The sequence below is a fragment of the Xanthomonas euroxanthea genome, assembly GCF_900476395.1.
Lineage (GTDB): Bacteria > Pseudomonadota > Gammaproteobacteria > Xanthomonadales > Xanthomonadaceae > Xanthomonas > Xanthomonas euroxanthea.
In genome coordinates this window covers 600,355-619,188 of sequence record NZ_UIHB01000005.1, presented here as the reverse complement: position 1 = coordinate 619,188, position 18,834 = coordinate 600,355, and the positions used below count along the sequence as shown (strand labels likewise).

Genomic DNA, 18,834 nt, shown 5'->3' with positions numbered 1-18,834 from the left:
CTGCTGCTTGGCTGCCGGGCCCTTGCCCGCCCACCATCGCGGGACACGCCGCAAGGACGTCCATGTAGGCTCTTACGCGACATCCATGCCGCGTAAGAGCCCGCGACGGTGGGCGGACAAGGACCAGTCGAGCTGGTCGGTGCGCATGGTTTTCAACAGAGCAATCGGCAAAGTTTCTGGTGCGGTGTCTTCGCCGGTTGCGGGATAGTGTGGCGGCATGGATGCCGCCACCGAGCCCCAGGGACGGGTTCACGGCGTGTCCCGCGAACGGTGAGGGCGCCGCGCCCTCGACCGATTTCGCCTGAACTTCGAGCTGTCGATGCTGTTCCGCGACCAGGCGGCCGCGGCTGAACTGGCCGGCTTCAGCGTTTGACCTTGGCTTTTGACTGCACCTAACAAGATGGGGCCAACAAACTCATTTTGTCGGCCGCCCGTTCAGCCGTACCCGGGGTGGATGCCTAGCTGTCGCGCGGTGTCATCCTCTTCCCAGGCATAAAAAAACGGCGGACCCGACGAGGTAGTCCGCCGTTCAATGGCCGCGTCCGGTTGCGGCCGGTGGCGTTACTTCGCCTTGAACACGACCTTGGTACTGATCGCGGTTTCATTGGGGATGGTCTTGGTATCGGCCCAGTCGCCGCCGCCCACGCCGAAGTCCAGGCGCTTGACCGTCGCCTTGCCGGCCAGCACCGGCTGCGCGCCCGGGGTCCAGGTGAAGGTCAGCGTGACCGGCTTGCTGACGCCGCGCAGCTCCAGGGTGCCGTCGGCGGCGTACTGGTTGCCGCCGAGTGCGCGGAACTTGTCGGCGCGGTAGCGCGCGGTGGCGAACTTGGCGACGTTGAAGAAATCCGGGCCCTGCAGGGTCGAATCACGGTCGTTGTTGCCGCTGACGGCGCTGGCCAGGGGGATGCGCACATCGAGCTTGGCGCCGGCCAGGTTGGCCGGGTCGAAATGCAGCGTGGTGGCGAAACCGGGGAACTTGCCGGTGAAGACTTCGCCGTCGTACTTGCTGGCAAACACCAGCGACGAGCCGGGCGCCTGCACGTAGTCGGCAGCGAGGACCGGGGCGGCGGCGAACGTGGCCACCAGGGACGCGGCGACCAGCAGGGGAGAGGCGAACAACCTGGACGACATTGGGGAATCCTTTAAGTTTTGGAAGAGAGCCAACCGCGCGGCAGCATCCGCACCAGGGTGGCGTCACGCTGGAACAGGTGGTGGTAGAGCGCGGCGCCGGCATGCGCCAGCACCACGGCAATCAACAACCAGAAGCCCCACTCGTGGATGAAGTGCGCAATCGCGCGCAATTGTTCGTCCGGCGGGCTGAGCTTGGGCACGGCAAACAGGCCGAACCAGCGGAACGGGCGCAGGCCGCTGGTGGAGTCGTACAACCAGCCCGACAGCGGCATTGCGAAGATCATCGCGTACAGCAGCCAGTGCGTCAGCCCGGCGATGCGTTCCTGCCAGCGCGGGGTGCCGGCCACCGGCGGCGGCGCGCCCGCGTAGAGGCGCCAGCCCAGCCGGACGATCACCAGTGCCAGCACGGTCAGGCCCACCGATTTGTGCGCGGTGTAGACCCAGAAGTATTTCGGCGTCTTGGGCAATTCGCCCATGGTGAGGCCGACGATGCCCAGCACCAGGATCAGCAGTGCGATCAGCCAGTGCAGGGTCTGGCTGACACCGCCCCAACGTTCGACGTTCTTCAGGGTCATGCTCAGGATTCCGGGCTGGTGGCAGTGTCGGCGGCGGGTGCGTTTTGTGGCTGCGGCTGCGGCGCGTCGTCGTCGGCGCGGCCTTCGCGCACGGCTTCGGCTTCGATGCGCAGTTCCACCGCATCGCCGATCATCGATTTCCACGCGTCGATGCCGAACTCCGCACGGCTCAGCGTGGCCGTGGCCGAGAACCCGGCGGTGCGCCGGAACGGCGGCAGCGGATGGCGCTTGAGCGCATTGAGGGTGACATCCAGGGTGACCGGGCGGGTGACCCCGTGCAGGGTCAGATTGCCGGTGACCCTGGCGTGGTTCTGCCCGCTGGCTTCCACCTGCGTGGAGACGAAATGCGCGTCGGGAAACCGCTCGGCGTCGAGTAGGTTGCGTGCCAGCGTGGCCTCGTTCCACTTGGCATCGCCCAGGTCGGCGCGGTGCAGGGGCACGGTGACGTCCAGGCGCGCCGCAGCCCAGTCGTCCGGGTCGAACACCAGCGAGCCGCTGCTTCCGGAAACGGTGCCCAGTGCCTTGGAAAAGCCGGCGTGTTCGACCGCGAACAGCACCCGTGTGTGCACCGGATCCAGCGCGTAACGCACCGGCGCGGCGGTTGCGGCAAGGCTGGTCACGGCCAGGGCGGGAAGCAGCAACAGGCGGGCGAGGGTTGTCATGGGCGGATTCTAGACATATCCCGCTGCAGCGCGCTTGGCTTGCGCTCGCAACGATCCGTTGCGAGCATGCGGGCTGGACGTGGAAAGGATGCCCACATGCGTTACCTGTTGTTCGCGCTGCTTGCCGCCCTGACCGCACTCCCGGCACTGGCAGGCGTGCCGGCGATTCCGCGCTTCCGCATCGTCGGCGCTGCCGAGGGGCTACCCTCGACCATGATCACCGCCATTGCGCAGGACCGCGCCGGCTATCTGTGGATGACCACCACCGACGGCTTGGTCCGGTACGACGGCGCAGAGTTCAAGGTCTGGCGAAACGACCCTGCCGATCGTTACTCGCTGCGAAGCAATATCTTGCAGGCGCTGTACATCGACAGTCAGGATCGGATCTGGCTGGCGTTGGGCGGCGCAGGCGTGGCGATGCTCAGTGCCGATCGGAGCAAGCTCACCGCGTATCTTCCCGACGACGTGCCTGAGCTGGCGCTGGGTGACGTCTACGCCATCGCCGGGCGCGGCGACGACGTCTGGTTTGGGTTGTCCACCGGCAACGTCTTGCGCCTGGATGCTGCGGGGCAATTCACCTCCTTCGACCTGTCGAAGATGGAGCAGCCGCTGCCGGCAAGTCCGGTGTATGCGCTTGCGCTGGACGATCGCGATCGGATGTGGATCGGCACGCTGGGAGGATTGGCGTATTACGACGGTCTCGCATTGCACCGGGTGCGGCCGGACGGTGACGACAGCGGCATCACTGCATTGCAATGGGTGGGTCAGCGGCTGTGGGCCTCCATGGATACCGGGCTGCGCTACATGGACGCGTCCGGTGCGTGGCACACGCCCTCCTGGGCACCGATGTTCGCCGCCGGCAACCGGGCTTGGGCGGTGGCCGATGCCGGCGATGGGGAATTCTGGCTGGGCACCGAGCAAGGCCTGTGGCATACCCGCCCGGATCACCCGCCGACGCCGGTCAACAATGGCGATGCGCCCCTGGTCTCCAATCGCCACGTGACGACGATCTGGCGTAGCCCGCACGGAGGGATCTGGGTACCTTTGCATGGGCGCGGGCTGGCCTACTTGCGCGAAGACTGGCGCCGAACTGCCGCCTTCAAACAGATCAACGACCAGGGCAAGGGCATCGCATGCAGCCTTGCGCCAGCCAATCGATCTGGCGGGCTTTGGCAGTTCGACAGCAGTGGGCGGTTGCTGCGTTACGACACGTCTAACGGAGCACTCGTACAGACTGGTGTCCAGCATCCCGACCTGCGCGATCTGCAGATTGCAACGACCCTGGAGGACAGTCGGGGAAAGCTCTGGCTGGGCAATGAGGAGCACCACTTGTCGCGTCTGGACCTCGAAACGGGCGCTCTTGAGCACTTCAGCGGTGACGGGCCACCCGAGGCAGTTATCTGGTTGGGCGAATCTGGCGACGGCACGCTGTGGACTGCTTACGAGCAGGTGATCCAGCGGCGAAGTCCGGTGACCGGGCGCGTGATGGAGACGATTTCCCAGGCCGACCCGCATGGCTTGAAAGAGGTTATTCCCGGTCAGCTGAGCGTGGCACCGGATGGAAACGTGTGGCTGAGTGCCGTCGGCGGCCTGTACGTCTGGCAGTCCGAGTCACATCGGTTTGTATCGGTGCCCGGCCTGCAGATCGATCCGATCCAGCGCTTTGTCTTCGAGGATCAAAGTCACCTGTGGCTTTATCGCGCCGGCAGCATGGAGCGTTGGCAGAAAGACGGTGCCGCGTGGAAGCGGGTGCGCCGGATTCCTGCTGCCGAAGGGTTTCCGGCAATGGATGCCTATGGTCTTGAACTCGATGAGCTCGGACGCGTATGGATGTCCGGTCCGCGTGGCTTGTGGCGCATCGATGCACGCACATCGCGCGCCAAGATCCGCAGTTTCAATGCGCGCGACGGATTGACCAGCCAGGAGTTCAGTCGCCGCTGTCTGCTGATGGCACGTGACGGGGTGCTGGTCGGAGGAACTGCAGACGGCTACACGCTGCTGATCGATACAAAAGCACCAGATGTACCGTCATTCACACCACAGATGCGCCTGGAGGCGGTCAGCATCCAGCGTGCCGACCGCCGTCAGGCATTGCCGATCCTCGGTGGCTTTTCGCTTGCGCCGAGTGATCGCCAGTTGCGGATCAATATGCGGCTGCTCTCGTTTGTCGACCCGATGGCCAATCGGTACCGTACGCGGCTGTCGGGGTTTGATACCGAGTGGGTGGAACATGGTGCTGCGGGAATGCGCGAGTTCTCCTCGCTACCGCCAGGTAACTATGTCCTGGAGATGCAGGGGATCGATCCACTGGGAAATGCATCGCAGGTGCAATCGCTGCGGTTCTCGGTCAATCCACCATGGTGGCGCAGTGACGCAGGCATCGCGCTCATTTTCCTGCTCGTGCTGCTGCTGGGCGCATTGCTTGCGGCCGCCTATCGCCGCCGTGTGCGCATGCGCGCGCAATGGCAGCTGGCCCAGCACAAACGCGAGCTCGCCGAACAGGCTTCGTTGGCCAAGACGCGCTTTCTGGCGACCCTTGGGCATGAGGTGCGCACGCCGATGACCGGTGTGCTGGGCATGAGCGAGTTGCTGTTGCAGACGCCATTGGATGGACGTCAGCAGGGCTATGCCAGCGCGATCCAGTCGGCAGGCAAGCATCTGCTGCGGCTGGTCAACGATGCGCTGGATCTGGCGCGGATCGAAGCCGGCAAGCTGCCGCTGGATTATCGCGACTTCGACCTGCGTCAGCTGATCAGGCAGGTGGCCGAGCTGGTGCGCCCGAGCGCCGAGCAGAAGCAGTTGGCCTTCGCGTGCGAGCTGGATGACGCGCTGCCGCCGGCATTGCACGGCGATGCCAGCCGGGTGCAGCAGATCCTGCTCAACCTGTTGTTCAACGCGGTCAAGTTCACCGAGCGTGGCAGCGTCAGCCTGCGTGTGGCGGTGGCGCCGCAACGCCCCGGGCAAGGCATCCGGATCGAGGTGTGCGATACCGGCCCGGGCATGAGCGCAGAACAGCGCGGACGCCTGTTCCAGCGCTTCGAGCAGGCCGAAGGCGCAGTGACGCTTGCCCGGCATGGCGGCAGCGGGCTGGGCCTGGCAATCTGCCGCGAACTGGCGGCGGCGATGGGCGGTGCGGTGACGGTCAGCAGTGAACTGGGGCAGGGCGCGTGCTTTGTGGTCGAGCTGCCGCTGCGCTGGGTGAGTGCGCTGCCCGCAGTGCCTGCGTCTGCCCGCGCAACCTCGCCGCAGGCCCAGGCGCCATTGCAGTTGCTGCTGATCGAAGACGACCCGACCGTGGCGCAGGTGATCGTTGGCCTGCTGCAGACCCGTGGCCACCAGGTCACCCATGTCCTGCATGGTCTGGCGGCGTTGGCCGAGCTGAGTACCCGCAGCTTCGACGCGGGCCTGTGCGACCTGGACCTGCCAGGTATCGACGGTGCGGCACTGGTGACGCAGTTGCGCGCGCGCGGCGTGCGCTTTCCGATCGTCGCGGTCACCGCGCGCGCCGATGCCGACGCAGAGCCGCAGGCGATGGCTGCCGGCTGCAATGGCTTCCTGCGCAAGCCGGTCACCGGCGAGTTGCTGGCACAGGCACTGGCAGGTGTGCTGGCAGATGCCGCCGATGCGCGCGCCGCCCGGCTGGCGACTCACGGCGGCTAACGAAACGTGGCAAGCGCGCGGCAACTGGATGCGGCCGGCGCGCCCAGCGCCGGAGCATACGCGTGGCACACGCGGGTTCCGAGCACCGCCGCGGCCCCCTGGCGGCGGCGCAGCGGTTTCGTCGGCCGCTCCGAGGTCATTCCGAGGCCACCTTCCGTGGAGCCGGAACGGTGCGGTCCCGTCAGGGAGTCCGCGCGGCCGCGCAGGCGGCGATGGGGAGGGCCGAGCATGGAGGACGTGCTGCTCTCGTCGCTTGCCCCGTCGCACCGTTGCTGCTTGGCGCGCATGCAGCAGCGGTAAACCAGATCGACCCCGTGCAGGTGCCGGTTCGGCCTTGGGGTGAAAACGGATGCGCGGCGTGGCAAGCTCGCTCGGGCTTGCTCGCACCGCGCGTGGCCCGCACTATGCGGCGACTTGTCGTGAAACCTGTCCAGTGCGCCTTTTTTTGTGTTTTTCCTATTGGTTGATCGCGGCAGCGTCGCTGTGTCTGTGCGCCACGCTGCAGCCTGCATGGGCGAGCTCGCGCGCGCTGCTGACGCCGGTCCCCAGCCAGATCACGGTTGCCGACGGGCTGCCCTCGGACACCGTCAGCGAGCTTGCCGAAGACCAGCAGGGCTATCTCTGGATCGCCAGCGATGACGGATTGGCCAGATTCGATGGACGCAACTACCGCATCTGGCGGATGGAAGAAGGGCTGACCAGCAACGCGATCTGGACCATCTGCGTCGATCGCGACAATCGGGTGTGGATGGGTTTCGAGAACGGCGGTGCCGGTTTTCTGGAGCCCAAGACACGCGCGTTCAGGCGGCTGGAGAGCCCGCAGTTTCCGGAGCTGCGCGAGATCACGGTGTGGGCGCTGGCCCACACGCCAAACGGCGATGTCTGGCTTGGCACGGCCGCCCACGGGCTGTATCGGCGGCGTCCCGACGGCAGCATGCAGCGATTTTCCAACGTGCCAGGCGACCCGACCAGCCTGCCGTCCGACAGCGTGATCGGGTTCGCGGTCGCGCCTGACGGAACGTTGTGGATCGGCACCCATGGCGGGCTGGCTCGCTGGGACGGCACGCACTTCCAGCGGGTGCCGCTGCCTGGAACCACGCAGGCGGTCAATCGGCTGTACATGGAACGCAACGGCGCCACCTTGTGGGTATCGGATGTCGTCGGCGATGCGTTTGGTGTGGACGCCAATGGCCAGGCGCGGCCCCAGCCGTGGCAGAAGGCGGTGAGCAAGCGGCGGGTCATGGGTGTGCTGCTGCATGATCGCAACGGGCGCTATTGGCTGGACACCGACGGCGGCCTGGGCCTGTCTACTGCAGGAACCGACATCAGCAGCGTGCCGGTCTACAGCCTGTCGGCGCACGGCCTGGTCCGGCGGAACTGGATTGCGGCCTACGAGGATCGGGAGGGCGGGCTGTGGTTTGCAGCGCTCGAAGGCGGCCTGTGGCACCTGCCGCCGCATTGGGACACTTTTGCGGTCGTGGCCTCCCACGGCGGCGATCCACAGTCGCTGATCAACCCGTCCGTGCTGGCGACGGCGCCGTCGGCTGCGGGCGGCGTCTGGCTGGCCGGCTCACGGCACGTGCTGGAATATCTCGATACGGTGACCGGCCAACTGCAGACCCACCTGGCCAACATCGACGCCCGTCCGCCCGACTCCATGCTCGAAAGCCGGCGCGGCTTGGTCTGGATCGCCGTCGAAGGAACATTGATTCGCTATGACCCGCAGACCCGGCAGGCCAGACGCTGGCAGTTGCGTGAGGATGTCGAGCCCGATCCCGACGGTGCCGCGGACCGACCGGGCTGGATGGCGGAGGACGCGCAGGGCCGGCTGTGGGTGACGGTGCTGGAATACGGCCTGCAGATCCGCAACCAGGAGGGGCAACTGCTGCGGACCATCGTCCATGGCAGCCATGGGCTGGAGCCATTGACCATCCTGGACATACGGCTTGGCCCCGATGGTCAGATATGGCTGAGCAATAACGCCGGTCTACGGCGCTGGGACCCCGCTGCCGACCGCTTCGTCCCCGTCGACGGCACGCCGTCCCTGCCGACGTACCTTTTCCGGCTTGGAGAGGGAGGCGTGGTCTGGACCGGCTTGGCTGGCGAGATCCGGCGCTATCTGTGGGACGGAAAGCGGCTCAAGCACCTGGATACGGTCGGAAAAGAGCAGGAGTTTCCGATGGTGGCGCCCAACGGGCTGGTGGTCGATGCCAGGGGCGTGGCCTGGGTGTCCAGCCAGCGCGGCCTGATCCGGATCGATCCCGGCAGCCGACTGGTGCGTGTGTATGGGGTGCACGACGGGCTCCCCAACCAGCAGCTGCAGATCAATACCCTGGTGCAGGCCGGCAGCGGGCGGGTCGTGGCTGCATCGCCCGACGGTGTGGTGGTGTTCGATCCGGCCACGATGCGCCCCAGCACACGCCGGCCGCCGTTGATCATCGAACGCGTGGGCTTGCGGCGCGGGGAGCGTGGCCTGGATATCACCGGGCAAGAGCCGCTGACGATGCAGGACGACGATCGCGACCTGCACATCGTCGCGCGCCTGCTCAGCCTGGCCGATTCGGAGTCCAACAGTTACCGCTTCCGGCTGAGTGGCTACGACCCGGACTGGATCGATGTCGGACCCAGTGGCGAACGGCTGTTTTCGCGACTGCCCGCAGGGCACTACACGCTGGAAGTGCAGGGCCGCACCGCCGATGGAATCTGGTCGGCCAGCCAGACGCTGCGCTTCCAGGTATTGCCGCCGTGGTGGCTGGCGCCGTGGGGGCTGGTCCTGCTGGGCGTGCTCGCCCTGTGCATCGTTGCCGCGGCGTTGCTGTTGTATCGCCGCCGCCTGCGGCGCTTGAATGCCTGGCAACTGGCGGTGCACAAGCAGGAACTGGCCGAGCAGGCGTCGTTGGCCAAGACGCGTTTCCTGGCCACGCTCGGCCATGAGGTGCGTACGCCGATGACCGGTGTGCTGGGCATGAGCGAGCTGTTGCTCAAGACCTCGCTGGACAACAAGCAGCGCAGCTATACCGAATCGATCCGCCGCGCCGGCGCGCATCTGCTGCGCCTGGTCAACGATGCGCTGGACCTGGCGCGGATCGAATCCGGGCGCCTGGAACTGGACCTGGAGCCCTTCTCGGTACGTCAGCTGGTGGCCGAGGTGGAGGGCTTGATGGCGCCGCTGGCGCAGGAACGCGGCCTGCGTTTCAGCCTGGAAGTGGGGCTGCTTGGCGACATCACCGCCAGCGGCGATGTCACCCGCATCCGCCAGATCCTGCTTAACCTGCTCAGCAATGCGATCAAGTTCACCGAGCGCGGGGTGGTGGGGCTCAAGCTGACCACGCTGGGGTCGTACCAGGGGCTGCGTTTCGAGGTGGCCGATACCGGGCCGGGCATCAACGCCGATCAGAAAGCACGCCTGTTCCAGCGCTTCGAACAAGGCGACGGCGCCAAGACCACCTCGCGCTACGGCGGCAGCGGTCTGGGCCTGGCCATCTGCCAGGAACTGGCGATGGCGATGGGCGGGCATATCGAGGTGATCAGCCGGTTGGGCGCCGGCACGCGCTTCGTGGTCGATCTGCCGCTGCGATGGGTTGCCTCCAACGCCACGCTCGGCGGCGAGGTGGCACGCACCGGAGGCGCGGTCGCCCCGCAGCGCATCCTGCTGGTCGAAGACGACCCCACCATCGCCGAGGTCATCGTCGGCCTGCTGCGTTCGCAGGGGCACTCGGTGGTGCATGCACCGCACGGGCTGGCCGCGCTGACCGAAGCGGCCGACAACCCCTTCGACCTGGCCTTGCTGGACCTGGATCTTCCCGGGCTGGACGGCTTTGCGCTGGCGCGGCAGCTGCGCGTGTTCGGTTACGACATGCCGTTGATTGCGGTGACCGCACGCTCGGACGAAGAGGCCGAGCCTACCGCGCAGGACGCCGGCTTCGACAGTTTCCTGCGCAAGCCGCTGACCGGCGACATGCTGGCCGACACCATCGCCGAGGCGCTGCAGCGCGAACGCCCGCGTGATCAGATATAGCGCCATGTACCGCGGCCAGGATCGCACACGCCATTGACCCGCGCCGCGCTAGGCGATGTCGCCCAGCCATCGCTATTCGGCAACTTCCTCCACCTGCCTGGGATGCGGCCGCGTCTCGGCCAGTTGCCAGAAGATCAGCGTCGAGGACAAGGTGATGCCACCGACGCACAGAAAGGTCGCATGCAGCGCCGCCGTGGCGCCGTGGCTGTCGCCCAGATGCGTGTTGAAGGCGGCCAGCAGACTGCCCGCTGCCGCCGCGCCGAAACCGGTGGCCAGCATCATCACCATCGACAACAAGCTGTTGCCGGGGCTGGCCTGCTCGCGATCCAGGTCGCGCAGGGTGACGGTGTTCATGACGGTGAACTGCAACGAGTTCACCGCGCCAAAGCAGGCCAGCTGCAGCAGCCGCAGCCATAGCGGCTGGCCGACATCGACCAAGGCGAAACTGGCCATCGCCAGGCCCACCAGCACGGTATTGAGCATCAACACGCGGCGGTAGCCGAAGCGGCCGACCAGCTTCACGGCGGCCCGCTTGGCGGCCATGCCGGCCAGCGCCACCGGCACCATCATCAGCCCGGCATTCATCGGGCTCATGCCCAGGCCGACCTGCAGCAGCAGCGGAATCAGGAACGGCATCGAGCCACTGCCCACCCGCGCGAACAGGTTGCCCAGGATGCCGATGCGATAGCTGGCCACCTTGAACAAGGCCAGCGGAAACAATGCCGCCGGCGTACTGGCCGCATGCAGCCAGTAACCGGCCAGCGCAGCAAGCCCGCCGATTGCCAGCAGCATGACGAAGGCGTGGCGCAGGCCGAGTTCGGAGATGCCGTCCAACGCCAACGACAGTGCCACCATGCCGAACGCCAGCATCAGATAGCCGATCAGATCGAAGCGCTGGCGCGCATCGCCGTAGTGGTCGGGCATGATCTTCAGCGCGGCAATGAAACCGATCACGCCAATCGGCAGGTTGATCAGGAACACCCAATGCCAGGAGGCGACTTCGACCAGGTAGCCACCCAAGGTGGGGCCAATCAGCGGTCCGATCAGCGCCGGGATCGCGATGAAGCTCATTGCGCGCAGGAAGTCGGCGCGCGCCACGGTCTTGAGCACTGCCAGCCGGCCCACCGGCAGCAGCATCGCCCCACCGATGCCTTGCACCACGCGCGCGGCCACCAGTTGCGGCAGCTGTTGCGCGGCCGCGCATAGCAGCGAGCCCAGCGTGAACACGATGATCGCCGCCAGGAAGGTGCGCCGCGTGCCGAAGCGGTCGGCAATCCAGCCCGAGGCGGGGATGAACATCGCCACCGCCAACGCATAGCTGAAGACCACCGACTGCATCTGCAGCGGGCTTTCGTGCAGGCTGCGCGCCATCGACGGCAACGCCGTATTGACGATGGTCGCATCCAGCATCTGCATGAAGATCGCCAATGACACCAGCCACAGCAGCGGCTTGATGGTGTCGTAGGCGCGCAAGGTGGGCACGGGCTGGGACATGAGCATCGCCATCGGGAAGACAGCGCATTATCCCTGCGCGCGCGTGCAGAACGTCGCAACACTATAGACGACGCCATTGCTTGAGCCCGTCGCAGCGTCGCATCGCCGCAGCGGCAACGAGTGAGACGCGCCGCACCCAATCCAATTGCGGACAAGCCCGATGCTACGAATCGTCGGGAACGGGCTGTGGCGGCGTGCTAATGCCAGATCTGGCTTGCACCAAGCGGTTGTTTTGCTGGCGAATCGTTTTGCGCCTGCCACCGTCCAGTCACCGCAAGCGAGCGTTGTCTCACATCAGGGTGGATCGACCGAGGGCGGGCGAGGGGAGCGTTCGTAGAAAAAGCGGAATGCACGCTTGGAGCTTTGCCGACGGTCTGGTCAGGGATGGCGCGACTTGGGTCTGGCCGCCTTCCGAGCGCGCCAGTAGATCAGGTCGAAAGCATCCATGGAAAAGCAAGTCTTTGATGTAGTGCAGTGCGCCTATTTCCCAGGCGATCCCTTGGAGAAAATGCTGGGAAAGATCGCTGCACAACTGTCGCAGAGCGCGATCACGAACGGCGCGGTATGTAAGTTTGTCGCGGTGGAGCATCACGGTCCACCGGGGCCGGTTCTGGCAGAAATCCAGCCCCCGCCCACGCAGTGTTTTCCCGTCCAGCACGGCCGGCAAGTGCTCGGCACACTGAATGTCACGCCGGCTCAAGAACGAATGACCCCGGAGGCGATGACGCTGTGCCAGCAGATCGCAAAGTATTGTGCGTACCTGATCAAGCGCGATGCCGCGCGGGCGTTCGCGCAAGACCGGTTTGGTCGCGCGCTGTCGATCGTGGGCGTGAGCGAAGAGGTCTTGACGATCGACGAATTTGTCGAGCACGCCGCATACAGTCGCTTGCCGGTCATCGTGCGCGGCGAGTTCGGAACCGAGAAGGAAAAGGTGGCCGTTTTGCTGCATGCAGCTGCACCCTGGCGGGAGGGGCCGTTCGTTGCGATCGACTGCGCCGCTCCCGGCGACGCACCGGCAGCATGGTTCAAGCGCGGGGCCGGGGGAACGCTGTTCCTGCAGGGCGTGGACGAGCTCGACGACGCGCTACAGCGCCAGTTGGCCTGGCAGCTTTGTGGCCTCGGCGGGCCATGGTCCGCCGTGGACGGCGAGGACTCGCCACGCGTGGTCGCCTCCACGACCGCTGATCTGTCGCGCCTCGTACGTGCCGGACGCTTCTCGCGGGCGCTGCTGTCGCAACTGGATGTCCTGTCGATCGAACTTACCCCGTTGCGCAAGCGGCGGGCAGATATCGGCTTTCACGTCGAGCACGTGCTGGATCGGCATGGCCTGGATCACGGTCAGGTGGTCACCGACGTGTTGATGGACGCCCTGACCCACTACCCATGGCCGGAAAACCTCCAGGAGCTGGAGCGGGTGGTGCTGCGTCTGGCGGTCATGACCGCCTGCAGGCCGGTCGGCAGCGCCGACATCCAGCGCCACGCACCGCGTCTGTTGGAAGGCCGGGTGCAGGGAGCGCAGCACGATGCATGCGCGACGATGTCGCAACCGGCCGATCTTCCGGCTGAGCCTACGCAGCCGGAAACGCCGGTCGACTGGATCGCCGGCCTTCCGCATCGCCCCGGCCAGCGTCTTGCCAGCCTGCACGACGCGCTGCGGCGCGCCCTGGTGCATCTGGGTGAGCACTATGCCGAGCCGCTGACCCTGGGCGATCTGGCCCGGCAGGCGCATGTCAGCCAGTCGCATCTGGGCTTTCTGTTCCGCGACGAACTCGGCACCCCGTTCAAACCGATGCTGCAGCAGCTACGGATCGAAAAGGCCAAGGAGCTTTTGCATCAGCAGCGCAGGCTGCGCATCACCGAAGTGGCGCTGAAGGTCGGTTTCGGCGACCTGAGCCATTTCGAAAAGAGCTTCCGACGGCTGGTTGGGGTGAGCCCGCGTGTGTTCCGTAACGCCGGTGCCCAAGTCGGTGCGTCACCGGTCTAGGCGTTAGGTAGCAGTGTCTTGATGGTTTCGTGCTGCTTGGACAGCAGATCACGCAGCACGAACTCTCCGATCAGCGCAGCAGCCGCCTTGCGCTGACCGTCGATGTCCAGCAGCGCCGCATATGCATTGCCCTGATCGGACGGGCTGGAATGGAAGGGTGCCTGCGCGGCAGTAGCCGTCGTGAGAGTCAGAAACGCGACAACCGTTTTTGCGAACGGCGGTTTCTTGTTTTTGACGAACACCACCAGCGTGCACTCGTAGCTAAGACCTCCCACCCGTGGCGTGTTGTGGGGTTGGGCCAGGACCTGGACATTCTCGCCGAGCCAGCGTCCGACTGCTTGCTCAAATACGGCAATGTCCAGCCCACGTAGCTGTTTGTGGGTCACCCGTGCCACCGCCGCCATGTCCACGCCGGAAAAACGCAGTCGGTCGATCGCCAGATAAGGGCTCTGGCCGAGGATGCTCATCAACCGCAGATCATCGCTGAAAGCTGCCGAAAGCACGACCGGCGAGGTGAAGGACGCCGACATCAGCGTGAGCAGGGTGCCGGTGCCGTAGCGTGCGGCAAGGATGCGCGTGCGCGTTGTATCGGTCGGTTGCCCGTTGACGTAGTCCGGTGCGGCTCCCAACGTGCGCGCACGTACTGATGCCATTAACGCGTTCACCAGCGCGGTGGCGTCGTCGCCAGCTTGCCCGACGTGTCTGCCCGCCATTACATCGAGGACGTCTTGAAAATGCTGCAGCTGCGCTCTGGACGCGTACCAGGCGTGGATTGCGGCCACACGTTCGCGTCGCTTGGCTTCCTTATGCGCGCCCAGTGCGAGCGGGTCGCTTGCGATCTCGCACAACATCAGCAGATTCTCGCGCAGATGATAATCCAGGTCCGGTAACGGCAATTGCCAACGCTCCTGCGTGCCACCAGCAGTTGCAATGGTCAGGTGTCCGTTTTCCATCTCCGACCAGATCGTGATCGCTTCGATCGTGTCGCGGCGCGGAAGGCTCACGTCGATCAATTCCATCAGTATGCCGCGTGGACTTGCCGGTTCCGTGACAATCCGGTCGACATAGGTTTCCATGAGGTTGGCGTGCCAGGTGTAACCCAGGCGATAGAGCACGAATGGCTTGATCCCGTCGTTCAGCACGATGCCTGGCGGGGATGGGGTATCGCGCTCCCCGATCTTGGCGATCTCCACACCGGTATAGGCGGACAGGCCGGTGCGGTCACGCTCGAAGACCCGGCGTAATGTCTGCGGCGCGTCACAGGTGACCAGACACCTCACGTCGACTGTGTTCGGACCCCATTGCGCACGTGGAATGGGGTAAAGCTGCTCCGACAGCGGAGATTCGGGGGCCGTCAGCAGACTGAGCTCGAAGGCGATGAGGACGCCGGCCTTCTTCATCTCATCGACGACGATGTCCTCAATTTCCGCATGCAGCGCATCCTGCACGGATGTGGGAAGCCAGGGGTCGATCGCGACCTGCGTGTCCCAATCCGAGCTTCCCGAATCGAACAGGTGCTGGTCCTGCCCTTGCAATAGGTCCATGCATGCTGTGAATGCATTGCCGCCCTTGATGTAGAAGCGTGCCAGCGGCTGGTCGTCGCGCAACATGAATCGCTCGCGCACCGCGATGCATAGACCCGCGATCCGATCCTGGATGGTGCCCAATGCCTGGATCACCGCAGAGCGCACGTTGGGATAGCGCGCCGCGTCGTTGATCCGTTTGGTCAACTCGCCGCTGATCGCACGGCGCAGTTGTTCTTGTTCGGGAGATTCCTTCATGGCGTGGTCTCGGCTCGCAAAGGGGAAGGGGGCGTTTGCTCAGGGAGCGCTTGGATCTGCGGCGTCGGAGTAAGTGAGGTCGATCTGCAGACCATCGCAGGGCGTTCCCGGCAGCGACAGCACCGCGTTCTGTTCGCACTGCCAGAGCGCGGCGTGCGCATAACCGCAGCCGGCCGGATCGGATGCGGTCACCGTCTGGATGTCGCCGGCGTAGGTGTGGGTGTTGGCGTTGGCGACGCGCCAGGCCCAGACCTGCAGCGTCGGCCCCGGCGCGAGTGCGGCAACCAGGCTGGCGGCCAGTGCGTGCGAGCAATATAGGCCCGGTGCATAGCCGGCAGCGACCAGTGCCGCGATCCAGGCGCGGATGTAGGCGACTCCAGCGTCACTGGGTTCCCCGCCGTCTTCCCAGTCAAGATAGACCGTCGCACCAACGGGAAAGCCCTCTTGATCGGCCAGGAAAGCCGCGTTTGCGCCGTCTACGCTGCCCTGGTCTGCGGTCACGGTATGCGAGTCCGGACCGGCGCTCTGTTGGCCAAGATAGATCGGCGCCAGCCCCCAGCCATTGGCGACCAACGTCGGTCGCCATCCCATCCATCCGGTATCCGCATGGCTGGGCGCAGGCGCCAGGTAATAGCCGCACCAGGCCAGCCCGGTCTGTGTCTTCAACCAGGCGAGCGCGGGCAGTCCCGGAAAGCGGTCGGTGTCAAAGCCGATGTGGAAGGTCATGGTGAAGCTCCGCGTATGGCGAGGGCTGGTGGAACGGGTAATCAAACAGTGACTTGCAGATGCATGGCGATCAGCGCGTACCAATCGATGGCATGGCGTCTGCTTGCCTGCCACCTTCTGTCATAACTGGTTGGGGTGGGCGAACCCGGATGGTCAATGCGTGCCTGGGCGTAAGCCGCGTTGCTTACAGCGGCCCGCGACAGGACTTGGTAGGTACCCAGATAGGCGCGCAGTTGCGATTTCTCGACGCGTTGCACGCCTTCGATTTCCCAATCGCAGACTGCGCTGCTGGTCGGTCGATTGCCGCTTGCGCGCGGAACAGTGGCCCGATTGATGGATGTCACAATGTCATCCAGAGAAAGCCTGGTCGAGAAACACGCCAGCCAGAACGATTTGCGTTTCGGGTCGGTCAGTTGCACGGGCGGATCGCTCGGGAAGTCGCTCGAGTTGTCGAGCGAAAAACCGGTCTCCTCGGCAAACTCGCGCCGCGCCGCAGTCTCGGGAGATTCGCCGTCGTGGATGCCGCCACCGGGTAATGCCCATTGGGCTGCCTGATTGACGATGCTTGGTGGTTGGGCGGCTGCCCAGTCATCGAGCGCGGCCGCGATCGCCTCGGCCTGCGCGCGCGGGGTGTTCCATTGCAGGGGATTGCCGCCGGCAGCGGCGATGCTGGATGCGAGCGTGGCGGTATCGGCCTTGATGCACGGAGAAAACGGAATGGCCGGGCGGCGTGCAATCGTCACATCGATGAGATTCTGGACTGCGAACAGCGCGTTGTTGGCGATCACTTTCCCGTCGGGAGTGGCGATGCATGCGTTTCTTGCACGATCGAGTGCGCTTGCTGCGTCGGGAAAGACGGGTATCCCGTCGCACAAGACCCCGTTTGCCGCCTGGTATGCGTTACCTAGCCGAACCCGGGCGGTGTTCCAATCCTGCGCTGGATCCGCATTGGTCTGACATACCAGCGCAAGCGCTTCCATCGCCAGTACCGGCGCCGCGTATTCCGCCCACCACTGATTGAGTAGGCGTTTGCGTGCAATCAGATAATTGCCGCCCCCATCCGACACCGCCGCATAGACCTGTGGCATGCCATCAGCTCCGGTCCGGCGTCGATGGGGGCGATCCTTCCGGCGGCGGCGAGTCGGGTATGCCGGCGCTCATTGCCTGCTCGGTCTGCTGCTGCGCGGCGGCCACCGCCGCAGCGGCGGCCTGTTCGGCCTGCTGCAGTGCCTGGTTTGCGCTATCGATCGCCTGGTCATTGCCAGCTGCGGCAGTCGCCGCGGTTGCGGCCTGCATCGCCGCCTGCACTGCCATATTGCTGGCCGCCATCGCCTGATCGATCTGGGCTTGCGCCGCTTTCAGCGCCGCTTCGATCTGCGAGGATCCTGACGATTGCGCAGTGGAGGCTGGTGTCTGGTTCGGGGGCGTGGGCTGGGTATCGTCGGACATGCTGGTATCTCCTGAAGTGGACGCGGAATGGAGCGGGGTGACGGCATCGGCACGCGATGGCCGCATCGGAGCGGCGAGTGGTGCGGTTTCGGTTGGACGCTGCGCTGCAAGCGCGCGCAGCCTCTCGCCCAGTGCGTGTTCGGCCTGCGCCATGCCCTGGCGTGCGGCCGCCAGGGCAGCGGCGCGACCTGCATGCACCGCTTCGCGCGCCGCGTCGGCGGCGCTGGCCGCAGGCGGGGCCTGGTCGCCGGCCGCAGCAGGCGGGGGCGGTGCGCTCACTGCGTGGCCTCCGCATCCGTGTCTTGCGAGGTGGTGGATGATGCAGGTGCGGCACCGAAGTCGCGGAGCGAGATGATGCCGCCGTTGACCTGCAGCAGTGCAGCCAGGGCGTCGTTCTGCATGGTGAACACGCAGCTGCTGCCATCCTGGCCCAGCACGCCACGGCTGGGCCGGTTGGCCGCCAGAAATGCCTGCGCAGACTGCAAATAGAGGCGGATCGCATCGCTGGCCGCCTGGTCGCCGCCGTCGCCTCGGTAACGGGTGTGCTGGACGATCTGCTGGGCCGCCAGCGATAGCCGCGCGAAGCCGATCTGGCGACCGCGTGCCAGCCATTCGGCAACGCTGCGTTCGACCTCGTTGGGCGAGGGCAGGCCCTGGACCTGCGGGCAATCCAGGGTGGTGAACAGCTGTGGCAACAGCGTCTGCAGTGCCGAGGCCGCCGCATGCGCACGTTCGTCCTCAGCGGCGATGGTGGCGGTGCAGGCCAGGTAGAAGCGGTAGTAATCGCAGAATTCCAGGGGCGTGCGCGCCTGCTCGATGGCGAATGCCGCCGCTTCCTGCTGCAGTGCCGGCGTCACGTTGGCCGGCGGCGCGTCGGCGGCCAGCTGGCGGAGTGCCAGGCTTTCTTCCAGGTCCAGCGACTGGAACACGCCGGCGCCATCGATCTTCAGCTGGGTCAGCAGGCTGCGGCCTGCGGCCAGGTCGCTTGCGGTGTACAGGGCGTTGTCGCGAAAGATCCGCTGCAGCTGCGCCTTGACCACCGAGCCAGTGTCTCCGGCTTCGGCCTGCGCCAGCGTGCCCAGGTCGGTCGGGCTCAAGGTCATCAGCTTGACCGGGCTGACCCTCAGCTCCAGCTGCGGCAACAAGGCCAGGCGCGAGCCATGCAGGCCTTGCTGCACTTCGTCGAGCAAGCTGCTCTCGTCGGGAAAGTCGTAGCGCACACCGGGCGACTGGATCGCCCATGCCAGCCACTGGGTGCCTCCATCGATGAAGGCCAGGCACTGCCTGCCCAGCGTCGAGAGCATCGTCGGCATCGAGATGAGGCGGCCTGCGATCGAAACGGACATTGCATGAC

At 65.7% G+C, this 18,834-nt stretch carries 12 protein-coding genes; 3 read left to right on the top strand and 9 right to left on the bottom strand.

What is annotated here, in order from left to right:
• Positions 1 to 561 precede the first annotated feature (561 nt).
• The 3 genes from CPBF1521_RS16920 to CPBF1521_RS16910 are packed head-to-tail and all read right to left on the bottom strand — an operon-like array spanning position 562 to position 2,368.
• The gene (locus CPBF1521_RS16920; RefSeq protein WP_115677682.1) at positions 562 to 1,131 is read right to left on the bottom strand and encodes a YceI family protein; all 570 of its coding nucleotides are present in this window, start codon (positions 1,129 to 1,131) and stop codon (positions 562 to 564) included.
• Between the two features lie 11 nt (positions 1,132 to 1,142).
• The gene (locus tag CPBF1521_RS16915) at positions 1,143 to 1,706 is read right to left on the bottom strand and encodes a cytochrome b (protein WP_115677681.1); all 564 of its coding nucleotides are present in this window, start codon (positions 1,704 to 1,706) and stop codon (positions 1,143 to 1,145) included.
• Positions 1,707 to 1,708: 2 nt separating this feature from the next.
• A complete protein-coding gene (locus CPBF1521_RS16910) occupies positions 1,709 to 2,368 on the bottom strand; it encodes a YceI family protein (RefSeq protein ID WP_115677680.1) in 660 nt (219 codons plus the stop codon).
• A gap of 96 nt (positions 2,369 to 2,464) precedes the next feature.
• On the opposite strand from CPBF1521_RS16910, the gene CPBF1521_RS16905 reads away from it, so the two are divergent.
• A complete protein-coding gene (locus tag CPBF1521_RS16905; RefSeq protein WP_115677679.1) occupies positions 2,465 to 6,028 on the top strand; it encodes a hybrid sensor histidine kinase/response regulator in 3,564 nt (1,187 codons plus the stop codon).
• A gap of 445 nt (positions 6,029 to 6,473) precedes the next feature.
• Positions 6,474 to 10,046 carry a hybrid sensor histidine kinase/response regulator gene (locus CPBF1521_RS16900; protein ID WP_370659382.1) on the top strand — a complete coding sequence of 1,191 codons (3,573 nt, stop codon included), beginning with the start codon at positions 6,474 to 6,476 and terminating at the stop codon, positions 10,044 to 10,046.
• A gap of 72 nt (positions 10,047 to 10,118) precedes the next feature.
• Here the strand turns inward: CPBF1521_RS16900 and mdtD are convergent, their stop codons facing one another.
• Positions 10,119 to 11,540 (bottom strand): multidrug transporter subunit MdtD, encoded by a 1,422-nt coding sequence (gene mdtD / locus CPBF1521_RS16895; protein WP_104583133.1) that lies wholly within the window; start codon positions 11,538 to 11,540, stop codon positions 10,119 to 10,121.
• 445 nt (positions 11,541 to 11,985) lie between these two features.
• Here mdtD and CPBF1521_RS16890 point away from each other — a divergent pair, with 445 nt between their 5' ends.
• Complete coding sequence (locus CPBF1521_RS16890) at positions 11,986 to 13,524, top strand: helix-turn-helix domain-containing protein (protein ID WP_115677677.1); 1,539 nt, start codon at positions 11,986 to 11,988, stop codon at positions 13,522 to 13,524.
• Here the strand turns inward: CPBF1521_RS16890 and CPBF1521_RS16885 are convergent.
• Genes CPBF1521_RS16885 through CPBF1521_RS16865 form a run of 5 tightly spaced genes read right to left on the bottom strand, consistent with a single transcriptional unit; the run spans position 13,521 to position 18,826 of the window.
• The gene (locus CPBF1521_RS16885) at positions 13,521 to 15,305 is read right to left on the bottom strand and encodes a hypothetical protein (protein ID WP_115677676.1); all 1,785 of its coding nucleotides are present in this window, start codon (positions 15,303 to 15,305) and stop codon (positions 13,521 to 13,523) included. The genes CPBF1521_RS16890 and CPBF1521_RS16885 overlap by 4 nt on opposite strands.
• A gap of 39 nt (positions 15,306 to 15,344) precedes the next feature.
• Entirely contained in the window at positions 15,345 to 16,031 is a 687-nt protein-coding gene (locus CPBF1521_RS16880) for a glycoside hydrolase domain-containing protein (protein WP_115677675.1), read from the bottom strand.
• Positions 16,032 to 16,072: 41 nt separating this feature from the next.
• Positions 16,073 to 17,119 (bottom strand): NUDIX hydrolase, encoded by a 1,047-nt coding sequence (locus CPBF1521_RS16875; RefSeq protein WP_201798637.1) that lies wholly within the window; start codon positions 17,117 to 17,119, stop codon positions 16,073 to 16,075.
• Positions 17,120 to 17,123: 4 nt separating this feature from the next.
• Positions 17,124 to 17,759 (bottom strand): hypothetical protein, encoded by a 636-nt coding sequence (locus CPBF1521_RS16870; RefSeq protein WP_104648181.1) that lies wholly within the window; start codon positions 17,757 to 17,759, stop codon positions 17,124 to 17,126.
• On the bottom strand, positions 17,756 to 18,826 hold the full coding sequence (locus CPBF1521_RS16865) for a hypothetical protein (RefSeq protein ID WP_115677674.1): 1,071 nt from the start codon (positions 18,824 to 18,826) through the stop codon (positions 17,756 to 17,758). Before CPBF1521_RS16865 ends, CPBF1521_RS16870 begins: the two co-directional genes overlap by 4 nt.
• Between the last annotated feature and the right edge of the window lie 8 nt (positions 18,827 to 18,834).